General features: G+C 24.7%; 10 protein-coding genes. 5 read left to right on the forward strand and 5 right to left on the reverse strand.

Features of this window, described 5'->3' with window-relative positions; all coding sequences use genetic code 11:
* Together ACA134_RS02280 and ACA134_RS02285 are read right to left on the reverse strand one after the other, a co-directional pair.
* The gene (locus ACA134_RS02280) at nt 1–1,443 is read right to left on the reverse strand and encodes an NERD domain-containing protein (protein WP_409200569.1); all 1,443 of its coding nucleotides are present in this window, start codon (nt 1,441–1,443) and stop codon (nt 1–3) included.
* Nucleotides 1,444–1,486: 43 nt separating this feature from the next.
* Nucleotides 1,487–2,581 carry an inositol-3-phosphate synthase gene (locus tag ACA134_RS02285; RefSeq protein WP_409200570.1) on the reverse strand — a complete coding sequence of 365 codons (1,095 nt, stop codon included), beginning with the start codon at nt 2,579–2,581 and terminating at the stop codon, nt 1,487–1,489.
* Nucleotides 2,582–2,727: 146 nt separating this feature from the next.
* Here ACA134_RS02285 and ACA134_RS02290 point away from each other — a divergent pair, with 146 nt between their 5' ends.
* A complete protein-coding gene (locus ACA134_RS02290; RefSeq protein ID WP_409200571.1) occupies nt 2,728–3,981 on the forward strand; it encodes a glycosyltransferase in 1,254 nt (417 codons plus the stop codon).
* A complete protein-coding gene (locus ACA134_RS02295) occupies nt 3,978–4,832 on the forward strand; it encodes a UbiA family prenyltransferase (RefSeq protein ID WP_409200572.1) in 855 nt (284 codons plus the stop codon). The genes ACA134_RS02290 and ACA134_RS02295 overlap by 4 nt, the downstream gene beginning before the upstream one ends.
* A gap of 5 nt (nt 4,833–4,837) precedes the next feature.
* Here ACA134_RS02295 and ACA134_RS02300 read toward each other — a convergent pair whose 3' ends face one another.
* From ACA134_RS02300 to ACA134_RS02310, 3 genes are all read right to left on the reverse strand, one after another.
* Complete coding sequence (locus tag ACA134_RS02300; RefSeq protein ID WP_409200573.1) at nt 4,838–5,980, reverse strand: aldo/keto reductase; 1,143 nt, start codon at nt 5,978–5,980, stop codon at nt 4,838–4,840.
* 3 nt (nt 5,981–5,983) lie between these two features.
* The gene (locus ACA134_RS02305) at nt 5,984–7,600 is read right to left on the reverse strand and encodes a glycosyltransferase family 39 protein (protein ID WP_409200574.1); all 1,617 of its coding nucleotides are present in this window, start codon (nt 7,598–7,600) and stop codon (nt 5,984–5,986) included.
* A gap of 481 nt (nt 7,601–8,081) precedes the next feature.
* Complete coding sequence (locus ACA134_RS02310) at nt 8,082–8,483, reverse strand: hypothetical protein (RefSeq protein ID WP_409200575.1); 402 nt, start codon at nt 8,481–8,483, stop codon at nt 8,082–8,084.
* A gap of 191 nt (nt 8,484–8,674) precedes the next feature.
* Between ACA134_RS02310 and ACA134_RS02315 the strand changes: the two genes are divergently transcribed.
* From ACA134_RS02315 to oadA, 3 genes are all read left to right on the forward strand, one after another.
* The gene (locus tag ACA134_RS02315) at nt 8,675–10,327 is read left to right on the forward strand and encodes a glycosyltransferase family 39 protein (RefSeq protein ID WP_409200576.1); all 1,653 of its coding nucleotides are present in this window, start codon (nt 8,675–8,677) and stop codon (nt 10,325–10,327) included.
* Nucleotides 10,328–11,494, forward strand: coding sequence for a glycosyltransferase (locus ACA134_RS02320; RefSeq protein ID WP_409200577.1), 1,167 nt, complete (start codon nt 10,328–10,330; stop codon nt 11,492–11,494). It abuts the gene before it with no gap.
* A 205-nt stretch (nt 11,495–11,699) separates the two neighbouring features.
* Complete coding sequence (gene oadA, locus ACA134_RS02325; RefSeq protein ID WP_409200578.1) at nt 11,700–13,412, forward strand: sodium-extruding oxaloacetate decarboxylase subunit alpha; 1,713 nt, start codon at nt 11,700–11,702, stop codon at nt 13,410–13,412.
* Nucleotides 13,413–14,216 lie beyond the last annotated feature (804 nt).

Genomic DNA, 14,216 nt, shown 5'->3' on the forward strand with positions numbered 1-14,216 from the left:
TTAAGTAGAACATTCAGTTGCATATTGACTTAAAACAACTGCACATTTGTGAACTGTAACATTATCTAATTTTTCAGGTCCTTTTCTGATTTTGTTAATTAATTCATCTAAAAAGAGATCTTCATCAGTTAAAGGCATATTAATTACAGCTACATCATTGTTTACAAATCCTACAAGAGGTTCTACAAAACAATTTTCAAACCCATTTTCAAATAAGAAATTAACTAAGTTTTCGCCTAATTTTAAGGATTTTTGTTTGATTTTATCATTATGTGGAAACTTCTCTTTACGAACAGTGTATTTGAATTTATTTCCTTCTTTTGAAAATTCATCTTGTTTTTCTTCAATAGAATTAATTAATTCATTGTTTTCCTTCTCAGATTGTAATCCTTCACTGTCTTTACTATAGTATTTTTGTGTAACAATGGAGTAAATTCCACTAGGTCCAATTACAACATGGTTTATTCCTTCACTAGATTCAGGAACTTTAACATAATATAATACATAGTATTCATTAGGAAGTGTTAATAATTTTTCTCTTATTATTTTCCCTCTTTTTTCAGTTTCACCATAATCTCTACTTTTGTAGATTCCAAAAATAAGTATTATAAGGCCAATAAATAAAAATATAATTCCATATCCTCTATTTGATGTGAAAATATCTAATAATCCAATAGCTCCAAGTAAAACTCCTGCAATAATATATAAATAATGATATGAGGTGTTCAACTCATTTGGATAAGGTATTAAATCATGTTTATCTGATTTAGGTTTATCTGTAGGTTCACTCACAGAAATTTTATCAAAAAAGCTTTTTTGAGTTATATTATGTCTTTTTTCGCTTTCATGTAAAAAATAATAATCTTTTTCAATTCCTTTATAGAAATTTTTCTTAAGGTAATTGTTTAATGTATCGTAATTTCTTACTTTAGATATATCAAAGTCCTTTTCGAATTTTGATCTAATATAAGATGGAATTTTTGTTCTAGCTGTTTTTTGAATTGATGATGCATTTAAATTAATTTTATCTTCAGAAAAAGCATTATCTACTCTATTTGAAACACTTTTAAACATGTTTTCTTTTTTTGGCTTTTTATCATCTTTTTTATCTGTTTTATTTTCTTTTTCGACTTTTTCAAGTTCTTTATTTAAAGATTCATCAACATGTTTTAAAGTTCCACCACAGCTTTCACATTCATAATCTGCAATGTTTTCTTTATTATCAAGCCTATATTTAAGTCCACAATCTGTACATTCTGTAATGTAATCTGTATCATCGATTGGTATAGAAAATAAACTAGATCTTTTAGATTTAGTTTCTGATGGATATTCTTCAACTAATTCAAGATTTCCAGCACAAGAAGAACATTCAAATGTACCTATATCATCATCGTCTTCTAATTGATAATTAGCACCACAGTTCTTACATGTCACAACTTTCATTTTTATCCCTTAATAATAATATGTATTTTAGTTTAAATAAGCTTTATCTTTTTATTTTTCCATCAATAAAGTCATTAACTTTTTCATATGCTTCATCATCACTATATTGGATTGGTGGATGTTTCATTACATAAGAAGAAATAGAAGTAAGTTGTCCTGCAATTCCTCGCTCAAGTGCTATTTTACAACAGCGAATAGCATCAATTACACAACCTGCAGAATTTGGTGAATCTTCAACACTTAATCTAAGCTCGATATTCATTGGAACATCTCCAAAAGTACGTCCTTCCATTCTTAAAAAGCATAATTTATTATCTTCTTGCCATGGTACATAATCACTTGGACCGATATGAATATCTCTATCATCCATTCTTTGTTTAAAGATTGATTGAACAGCTTCTGTTTTGGATTCCTTTTTAGAGTCCAATCTATCTCTATTAAGCATGTTTAAAAAGTCAGTGTTTCCTCCAGTGTTAATTTGATAAGTATGATCTAATTTAACTCCACGTTCTTCAAATAAATGTGCTAATGTTCTGTGAGTTACAGTTGCTCCAATTTGAGCTTTAATATCATCACCTACAATTGGTATTCCTTTATCTTTGAACTTTCTATCCCAATCTGAATCACTAACAATAAATACAGGCATACAATTAATAAAAGCTATTCCTGCATCAAGAGCAGCTTGTGCATAAAATCTTGCTGCAACTTCAGAACCAACAGGTAAATAATTTAAGAGTATTTCTGCTCCACTTTCTTTTAAAGCTTCTACTACATCAACAGGATCATTTTCAGCTACAACAAATGTGTATTCATCATCATATTTATCCATTTGTTCATCTACACCATCTAAAACAGGTCCCATCTGAACTTTAACATCTGATGTAGGAATATCCTTTTGAAATACAGTTGTACAATTCGGCTTTGCAAAAATCGCTTCATCTACAGTTTTTCCAACTTTCCTTTTATCAACATCAAATGCAGCAACTATTTCAATATCACTTGGAGTATAGTCTCCTATTTTCCAATGCATTAATCCAATTGCATCCTTTTCATCTTTATCTTGATAATAATGAATTCCTTGTATTAAAGAACTTGCACAATTTCCCATACCAACAATAGCTATTTTAATTTTACTCAATATTAACACCAACAATTTATAAAATTAAATATAAGAATAAGAATTATAATATTTTTATATATTTAGTATATTTAAATAAATTAATTTATAAACCTATTGATTATATATAAGAATTATTAAAATACTAAGGTTCTTTATGGTGAAGTATGAAAAAAGTTCTATTAATTGCATTTTATTTTAATCAGCAAAATGAAATTGGTTCTAAAAGACTTAGAGCTATAGCTGAATATTTAAATAATTTTAATTGGGAGCCTATTGTAGTAGTACCTAAATTATCTAATAAACCACAAAATATTCCAGATATTAAAGTTATAGAAACTGATTATATTGATATGTTAGATAAATGGTTAAATAGAAAACCAAATTTTGATAATCAAGCTATTAACACTCAAACAAATGAAAATAAAATTACTAAAAACTTAATTCATATTGCCGGAGAATTATTTGCATATCCTGATGGAATGAAATATTGGTATGAACCTGCTTTTAAAGCTACATCAGATATAATTGAAAAAGAAGAAATTGATGCTATCATATCATCATCATGGCCTATAACTTCTCATAAAATAGCTCATAATTTAAAACTTAAATATAATATTCCTTGGATAGCTGATTTAAGAGATTTATGGAATATGAATCCTTATATATCTCATAATTTCATACGTCAATATTTTGAAAAGAGATTAGAAATTAAAACATTTTCTAATGTAGATGCACTAACAACTACAACACCTCTAGCATCTAAAAAACTTCAAACATTACATCCTGATAAACTAATTAAAACAATTTATTCTGGTTATGATTTAAGAGATTTTGAAAATTTAAAAGAAAACTCCTCAGATGATAAACTAAATTTTATTTATGCTGGTTCTCTTTATAATGGTCGAAGAGATCCTAGTTTATTTTTTAAAGCTATAAATGAATTAATCAGTGAAAATAAAATTGATAAAAATAAAATAGCTATTGATTTTTATGGAGATAATGATAATTTAAGTGATTTATCAAGTAAATTTAATATTAAAGATCTTGTTCATATTCATGGTAAGATTCCATATAATGAAGTCCTTCAAAAGGAAAAAAATTCAGATATTTTACTTTTAATTTCTTGGATGAATAAAAAAGAAGAGATTTTTATACCTGGTAAAGTTTATGAATATATGGCATTAAAAAAACCAGTTTTATCAATTGGATATGAAAAAGGAGCACTTAAAGATTTAATAAATGAAACTGATATAGGGGTTCATGTTTCTACATTGGAATATACAAAAATAGCTATTTATAATTATTACAAGGAATTTATTAAAGATAATAAACTAAACTATAATGGTAGAATAGATGATTTTTCAAATTATAATATGTCTAAAAGTTTTTCAGAGCTTTTAAATCAGGTGATAAAATGAGCCCATATATTAAAATAATCCGTCCTGGAAACGTAATAATGGCTGTAATTGCAGTAGTTTTAGTAGCTATTATTTCAAATAATTTGGAGATGCCAATTTTACTTGGTATGCTTGCAGTATTTTTTATAATAAGTGGTGGAAATGTTATAAATGATTATTTTGATTATAATATTGATTTAATTAATCGTCCAGATCGCCCAATTCCTTCTGGTCAGCTATCTCTTAAAAATGCAAGAAATTACGCATATTTATTATTTGTATTAGGTACTTTAATGGGAATTTTCATTACCTACTTTATAAATGACTATCTACCTTTAATAATCATATTATTTTCAATAGCTATCTTGTATTTATATGCTTATAAGTTTAAAGGAACTGTTTTAATTGGAAATATAGTTGTTGGTTTTCTAACAGGTTTATGTTTTATTTTTGCAGGTTTAATTATAGGTATTCCTAATGGAAACACAGAAATTGTTTTTATATCTTCATTTTTAGGTTTATTTGCACTTTTAATGACAATGGCAAGAGAAATAACAAAAGATATGGAAGATATTAAAGGAGATTATGAAGAAGGAATTAATACATTAGCTATTTTAATTGGTTTAAAAAAGTCTTCTTATTGTGTTATATTTTTAATTTTACTAGATTGTATTTTATCTCCAATTGTTTACTTTTTAGGAATTTTTAACTTATATTATTTATTGATCATGATTATAGCTATTATATTATTTTTATATGGAGCTATTAATATTTTTAAAGGACAATCACCAGAATACTGTCATAAAACTTCAAAATTATTAAAATTTGGAATGTTAATAAGTTTTATAGCTTTTGCTATTGGATCATTTTAAATAAATTATCCTAATAGCTGTTCTGCTTTTTTCATATTTTCAATAATCGGAACAGAAAATGGACATTTCTTCTCACAACTTCCACATTCTGTGCAATCTGCACCATTATTTTCTAATGATCTATAATGCTGAATAATACTTGGAGGAATATTATCAGTATCTAAAATAGCTATATCTAGGTATTTATTAACCATTGCAATATCAATACCACTAGAACAAGGTTCACAATGGCTGCAATAAACACATTTACCTTTAAATCCTTCACTATAATTACTAATTATATTAATATACTCTTTTTCTTCACTAGTAGCTTTTAAATATTTTATACTTTCTAGAACTTCTGAAGATGATTTACAGCCTACCATAGCACTTACTGCTCCAGGTCGTGTTAAACCGTAATGAATACATTGTGTTGGACTCATTTTTTTTTTAAATGGTGAATGTTCACCAGATAAAAGCCTACCTCCTCCAAAAGATTTCATAGCTACAAGAGCAATATCTTGCATTTGACAATACTTATAAAGGTCGTTTCTAATAGGATCAATTGAAATATATTCTTGCTTTTCAAACTCTTCTACTGTTTCTAAGACATCTACATTTGATGGTGTCATATCAAATGCAGGATTAATACTAAACATTAATAAATCAACTATTCCAGTTTCTAATACTTTTCGAGCTATTTTTGGATTATGGGAACTAGCTCCTATAGCTTTTATTATTCCTTTTTCTTTTAAATTTAATACATAATCAATTATTCCATTTTCATGAATTTCTTTAAGCTCTTCATCAGAATCAATAAAAAATAACATTCCTATATCAATATAATCTGTACCAAGATCTTTCATTAAATTTTCAAAATATCTTTTACATATGTTTAAATCTCGACTAGTATCATATTGTTGGTTTAAATCTACAGAACCAATATGTCCTTGAATTATAACCTCTTTTCTCCTTTTACCAAGTGCTTTTCCTATATTTTTACGTACTTCATGACCTGGCATAAAAACATCAAAAATGTTTATTCCATTTTCTAATGCAGAATTAATTGTTTCTTCTACAACACTGTAAGGTTCACCATCAAGGTATTCAGTTCCAAGTCCTATAATACTAGCAGATATTCCAGTATTTCCAATTTTTCGATATTTCATTTTTTAAATCCTTTTATAAACTATTACATCTTTAAAGTTTTTAACTTTCTTGTAATCTGTAAAATTCATTTCATCACCTAAACGAATGTAATATGTGGCATTATCTTCTATCATTTTATCATTCAGTTCATCTGATGTATATGAATCTTTAACATAAAATACACTGTGTTTTAAATACCATGTAAATATTGGGCCGCGATCTGCATAAATAGTTAAATTCTTATAATCTGGTGATTCTTTCATAATCCAGGTAGCTGCATTTTCTTCATAATTTACAAGTGAATCTGTTTTATCTTTTGATAAAAATACTCCTCCAGATATAAGTAATATAATTATTAAAGCTATTGGCAAAATCTTATCAATTTTTTTATAGCTATGAGTAATATAATCAATTGCTAGTGTAGCTATGTATATAAATCCTGGAGCCATAGCTGTAAAATAACGATCTGCTTTTGTAAGATGTGATGTAAAAAAAACCAAATAAACCATAAAAAATCCAATCATTGTAATATTTAAGCTCAAATATGGAAATGAATTAGGGCTGATTTTTTCTAATGACTTGGATAATAATAAAAGTCCTAAAAACAATATTATTTCACTATAAATAAATGAAAATAAACTTGCAGTTAAAAAAGAAATAATTATTAATATAAATGATAATATAAGAGCTAAATAAACTTTCAAATCACCATAATTTTCTTTTAAAATATTTAAAAACTTATAAACTAATAATATTAATCCAATTACTATACTAATTAATATAATAGCTCCATAGATATATTCTGTTGATGAAATATCATAAACTAATCCTTTAATATAGAAAAATAAATCATTTCCTATTAATTTTCCACCACTTGTTGCTGTAGTGGATGTTTTACTAGCTACTTCACCAGCTTGATTTAAAAATCCAAATGGAATATCATTTAATATAAAATAAGCTAAAAATGGAATTAATGTTAAAATTCCAAAGAAAAGTCCAATAACTAAATTTTTAAAGTATTTTTTAATATTTCCTAAAATATCCTTTTTAGATAAAAAATATAAAGCCATTAAAGGAACAACTAATGCTCCAGTATATTTTCCAAAGAATGTTAGTACAATTAATGGAAATGTAAGATATAAAAACTTCTGATTTTTCTCAATTCCTAATATAAAAATGTATAAAGCCCAAATAGCTAGTGAAATTGAAGGTATATCTAGTGTTCCATTTGCTGCCCAAAGAATATTAATTGCAAGCATGGAATAAAGAATAGTTCCAAAAATAGCTATTAAATCTTTAAATTTTAACTTTAAAATTAAATAAATTCCAATTATTCCTAAAAAATAAAAGATTCCTGTTGTTAAATAAATACTTGTTTTTGATATAAAACCTAAATTAAATAGTATAGAAGTTAAAAATGGTATAAGAGGAGACAGGTAATCAACATAATCATATCCAACTATCTTCATACCAGATAACTTCAATGCACTTATTAAATAAAGATAAACATCTCTATAAGAATGACCTAAAAAGGCTTCGTTAGTGTTTTTAAGTAATATTATTGCTGTAAGAGATAATGCAAATAATATTATTATGATTAAACCTAAATTATTTTTTAAGACATTTTTATTTAATAACAATTAATTCACCTTTAATAATTATTGTTGTTATAATTATTTAAGAGTATTTTTGTATTAATTTAAAAATTTCATCTGATAGATACAATGTTTCATCAACATCTTCTTCTTTTAAAATAATATTTAAGTCATAATCTGCTTTTATTCGATATTCTTGTAAATTTTTAGCTTATTTTTTAATTTAAACATCTTATTTTTTCCAAGTTCATTAATAACTTGTTGATGGACTCCAATAGGATTTTTTGAGATTAATTGATAATCTAGGGTGATTTAATATTAAATCCATATTTGTTTTCTAACCAAGTTCTACAAATCAAATAACTACTATAATATGCTCTATTTATTATTGTACTATAAATACAACGATCATTGCAATTTTTTGGAATTAATTTCCTCTTATTATGATTTAATAACCTTGCTAATAAATAAAGATGATATTCATCATATGTAATGATTTTTTGCAATATCTTCAACTCTTTAAAGGCTAGTTTAATATTATAAATAATTTTAATAAAGTATCATAACAATTATTATTCTTACATAATTTTTCTATATCATCAATAATGTTGTCCCAAATTTCATGTTTTTTAGAAATAGTAATATCATTAGGAACTTTAATATAAAATATTTTATCAAAACTATTTTCTATTTGATTATATTCAGTTGAAAATATTACTTGATTTAATCCATAGTTTATAGTAATTTTGTTAAGTTGTTCTGCGATAAAATCAATAGTATCAATTAATTCACCTTTATAGATTATTTTATCAGTATTTTTTGAAAAGTCACTATTTAATTTATTGGAATTTGTAGGATAGTTTAAGTTTTTATTAGTTGTCTTTTTAATGTAATTTTTAGTTTCAATGTTTGTTTTAAGATTTACCATTGTTAGCACCTCTTTTAGGATACCAAATTTTTGTAAAACGATCGTATTTGCAATATCAGTAATTAATTTCCTAAATTAACTTCAAATCTATTTATAGGGTTATTTTTATAAAAAGTTTTCGAAGTTGTGCTTTTTCATAGATGTGATTAATCGTATAGATTTAATATCTTTTAAATTTAAAAATTAACTTAATGGCATTAAATATAAAAAAAGATTATCCTTATTTAATTATATTAATTATATTTTCAAGTATTTTAATTACTTATTTAATTAATTTTAATTTAAATTTTGGAATATTTTGCTCTGATGTGTATGTATATCTATTAAATGCACTTTATTTTACAGGAGAAAATATTAGATCTACATCAACAATTTCTTTATCTCCTATAATATGTTATTTAACTTCATTATTATTTGAAATAGGTTTTAAACACCAAATAGCTATTTTTATGGTAACAGGTCTTTTTGCAATTTTTGGATTTATAGGATTATTTTTACTTTTAAAAACACGTTTTAATAATCTATTAAGTCTTTTAGCAACTGTAATTTTTATAAGTTTTTCCTTAAATCTTGCATGGCTTGCTAATGGTTCAATTGATATTCCTGCAGTTAGTCTAACTTTATGGGCAATGTTATTTTTAATTCTAGCTTTAGATAAAAACCCTAAATATTTCATTTTAACAATTTTACTATTTTTATTGGCATTTTTTATTAGAACTACAGTAATCTTATTTTTACCTGTATTGATTTTTTATTATTTATCAAAAAAGAATTTTATAGCTAATTTACTTTTAAATGATAAATTTAAAAGATTTAAAGCTTATTTATTTTCTAAAGAATTTAAATATATTTTAATTGGTTTATTAATTTCATTAGTATTGTTTATTATAATTTCATATAAAATTACTAAAATGGGTGATACTGTTGTATTTTTAGGTCAATCATCTAATGCAATTACAGGCACTCGCCAAGGAATAGGAGATCCTGCATATAACACTGATATACTTTTTTATATTAAAAATTTAACTAATTTCTTATCTAGTTCACATGTAACATTTTTAAATCATAAGTTAATATTAAAAAATCCTACTTTTATAAGCTATGCATATATTGTTTTATTCATAGCTGGAATCATTTTAATAATTTCTAACTATTATAAGAAATTTAAGGATTTTAAAATTAAAACAAATTATAAACATATGATTTTAATTATTTTAATGATATTTTTAACTATAATTTCATTTAATAATGTCAGTTCATTTATTACATTAATTTTATGCTTTTTAACATTGCTTATAACAGATTTCATATTTAAAAAATATAATTTCAAGTATTTATCATTAAATTTAGCATTTTTAGGTTGGATTTTATTTAATTTAATCTTTTTTTCATATTTAGATATTAAAGTAGATAGATATTTCATTGCTTGTTTGGTTGGAATTACTTATTTTATTGTATCTGCATTTTATTTAATTCAGGTAAAATTTCCAAAAAGAGAAAAATTATTTAATGGAATTTATATAATAATTATACTTATATTAATGATTTCATCTTTTAATTTTGTAAATACATATGAAGATACAGATGAATTTAAAAATGAAGAATCAATTTCAATATTTTTAAAAAATTATGATGAAGATTATAAAAATAAAACTATTGGATCATATAATGTAAGGTATTATTCATGGTATTTATTAAAGTATGTTGAAGCTTATCCTTCACAAAATCAAACTAAAATTGATAATAGTGATTTAGATTATTATATTTCAAATAAAACACAAGATTTAGATAATTTTAAAGAGATTAAAAATATTGGTACATTATATGTTTATGAGAGGATTTAAATGAATATTTTACATGTTGTTTCATCTTTTACGCCTTGTTTTTCACATGGTGGTGTTGTAAATGCATCGTATGAAATAGCTAAAGCACAAGTTAGAGATGGTCATAATGTAACTGTATTTACAACTGATAATTGTAAAGAAAGATTAAATGTAAAAGATAATGTTAATTTAGATGGAATTAATGTACATTACTTTAGAAATATTTCTAATTCATTTAAAAACACTTTTACAATAGATAGTCCTTTAAAATTAAATTCTACTTTAAAAAAAGAAATTTCATCATTTGATATAATTCATATTCATGAACATAGGCATACTTTAGCTATTTTAACTGTAAAACATGCTTTAAAACAAAAAATACCCTATGTATTACAATCTCATGGATCGGTTCTACCTTTTTTTCAAAAAGAATCATTAAAAAAGATTTTTGATAAATTATGGGGTTTTAAAATTTTACATAATGCTAGTAAAGTTTTTGCACTAACTGAAGTAGAAAAAGAACAATATCTTAAAATGGGTATCTTAGAAGATAAAATTGAAATTGTACCTTTAGGAATTAATTTAAAAGATTATGAAAACTTACCTTCAAAAGGTAATTTCAGATTAAAACATAATTTTTCTAATGATAGTAAATTACTTCTATTTCTTGGAAGAATTCATGAAATTAAAGGTCTAGATTTAGCTATTGAATCATTAAATCTTTTAAAAAATGAAGACTATAAACTAGCTATTGTTGGTGAAGATTATGGATTTAAGTCAACTTTGGAAAAATTAATAAAAAAATATTCAATTGAAGATAAAGTAATTTTCACAGGACCACTTTATAAAAATGATAAAAAAGAAGCTTTAATTGATTGTGATGTATTTTTAATGCCTTCAAGATATGAGTCATTTACTACAAGTGGACTTGAAGCTATGGCATGTAGCACACCATTAATTTTAACAAATAATAATCATATATGTTCTTGGGTTAATAATAATGTGGGAATATGTTGTAATTATGATAAAAAAGAACTTAGTATAGCTATTAATGAACTTTTAGATAATGTTGATTTAATGGATAAATTCTCTAAAAAAGGATTAGAACTTGTTAAAACTAAATATAACTGGAATATAATCGATAAAAATATAATTCAAATTTACAATGATGTTATTAAATTAAAATAATTAATTTAATTTCTTTCAAAATTTTTTATAGTAAAGATTAAATACTGCTTTTTACATATTCTTAGTATATATGAAAATTCAATGTAAGTTTTTCAACAGATAAAAAATTAATATAATTTTTATACTTATTTTTAATAATTAATAAAAAATCGTTGAAATTTTACTATTACTATTTTATTAAAAAAATACAAGGGGTGTTTTAACAATGAAGGTTACAAAAATTACTGAAACAGCACTTAGAGATGGACATCAATCTTTACTTGCTACTAGGCTTAGAACTCGTGATATGGTTCCTATTGCAGAAGAATTAGATAAAATTGGATACTTCTCAATTGAAGCATGGGGCGGAGCAACATTCGATACCTGTATCAGATATTTAAATGAAGATCCATGGGAACGTCTTAGAAGCTTAAAAGAAAAAATAACCAAAACTCCAATTCAGATGCTTCTTCGTGGGCAGAATTTAGTAGGATATAAACATTATTCTGATGATGTAGTTACTAAATTCGTTGAAAAATCATATGAAAATGGTGTAGATATATTCAGAATTTTTGATGCTTTAAATGATGTAAGAAACATGGAATCATCTATTAAAGCAGCTAAAGCTCAAGGAGCACATGTCCAAGGAACTATTAGTTATACTATCAGTCCAGTTCACAGCATTGATAATTTTGTAGAACTTGCAAAAGAACTTGAAGCTCTAGAATGTGATTCAATAGCTATTAAAGATATGGCTGGATTAATTAGTCCTGCAGATACTTTCGAGCTAGTTTCAAAATTAAAAGAAGAAACTGACCTTTTAGTTGATCTTCATTGTCATTGTACAAGTGGAATCACTCCTATTAGCTATTATGCAGCATGTCAAGCTGGAGTTGATATTTTAGATACAGCTATTTCTCCTCTTGCTTGGGGAACTTCCCAACCTCCAACAGAAAGTATTGTTGCAGCTTTACAAGGAACAGAATATGATACTAAATTGGATTTAAAACTTTTAAATCATATTAAAAAATATTTCGATGATATTCGTGAGAAATATGCATCTTTAATTGATCCTATTACAGAAAGAGTAGATACTGATGTGCTTGTTTACCAAATTCCTGGTGGAATGCTTTCTAATCTTATTTCTCAATTAAAAGAACAAAATGCACTTGATAGATATCAAGATGTATTAGAAGAAATGCCTAGAGTTAGAAAAGATATGGGTTATCCTCCTCTTGTTACTCCTACTAGTCAGATTGTAGGAATTCAAGCAGTTATGAATGTTTTAGGTGGAGAAAGATATAAAACAGTTTCTAATGAAGTTAAAGAATATATGAAAGGAAACTACGGAACACCTCCTGCACCACTTAATCAAAAAGTTGTTAGGAAAATCATTGGGGATGAAAAACCTATTACCTGTAGACCTGCAGATTTAATTGAACCAGAATATGAAGAAGCTAAAAAAGAAGCTGAAGAAAAAGGTTTAGTTAAAAAAGAAGAAGATATTTTAACCTATGCTTTATATCCATCTGTAGCTAATAAATTCTTAAAAGGAGAAATTCAAGAAGAAGAATTAGAAAAACCTAAAGCTGCACTAGATGATACAACAGATGCTATTCCAACAGAATATAATGTTGAAGTAGATGGGGATGTATTTGAAGTTAAAATTATGCCTACTGGATTTATGGATGTTAAAGAAACAGATAAAGGACCATTTACTCCAGTTGAAGGAGGTATATTATCTTCAATGCAAGGTATGGTCATTAAATTAAATGTTAATATTGGTGACAAGGTTCATAAAGGATCTACAGTAGCTGTTATTGAAGCTATGAAAATGGAAAATGATATACAATCAGATGTTGATGGTGTTGTTAAGGAAATATTTGTAGAACCTGGCGATGCTGTTGGTGCTGGTGATATTTTAATGGTAATTGAATAATTACCTTTATTTGAAACAAAACCTTTAATTATATATTTATTCAATGTTATTTGGAATTATTTTTATAATTTCTTATAACATAAATTAAACTATTTTTATTTTAATCTATTTTCAGTTAAAAAATATTCCTATTTGATATAATTTTTGTATTGATTTATGTTTCAAAATTATCTCATTATAAAATATTGCTTTTATTTAAACTGAATATTTAAATATTGTATTTAATATATAATTAATTGTAGACTCATGTCTCAAAATCTGTTCAATCATGTTATAATAGTTATTTTTCTTATAAATGATTGAATCTTTTTTAAAGTTTTTGTATTTTTTTTTTATATGGAGGTTCGGCCAAAATTATTTTGGTTTTCTTATTGTTTTTATTTTAGATTATTGTTTTTTCATTCTATATTTGTTTTTTAATAAAACATAGCATTTTATATACTATTTAACACAAATAATAATTTGTAATTGATTAATAAATATTTTCATGATATTTTAGAGAGGTTTATTTAATTATTTGATTAAAAAATTTCTTTTCTATTATCTTGATGTGAAAGCCAAACACAAGATTTTTAAAAGAAATTAAACAAAAAAGAACCTTTTAAAAAATAAATAATTTAATCAATTATGTACCGTTGGAGGAGTGGGAATTTAAGCTCGTGCTACTATGGTTCATAAGAACTATTTAAACAAGAAAAACCAAAAATAGTATTTTTGGCCTACCCTCATTTGCCTGATGAATGTAAAATTTAATTTAATATTATTAGAATTTGTTTTATTATACTTTCTTATAACATAAATTAA

The sequence above is a fragment of the Methanobrevibacter sp. DSM 116169 genome (assembly GCF_046197865.1).
In the GTDB taxonomy this organism is placed as follows: domain Archaea; phylum Methanobacteriota; class Methanobacteria; order Methanobacteriales; family Methanobacteriaceae; genus JAHKLT01.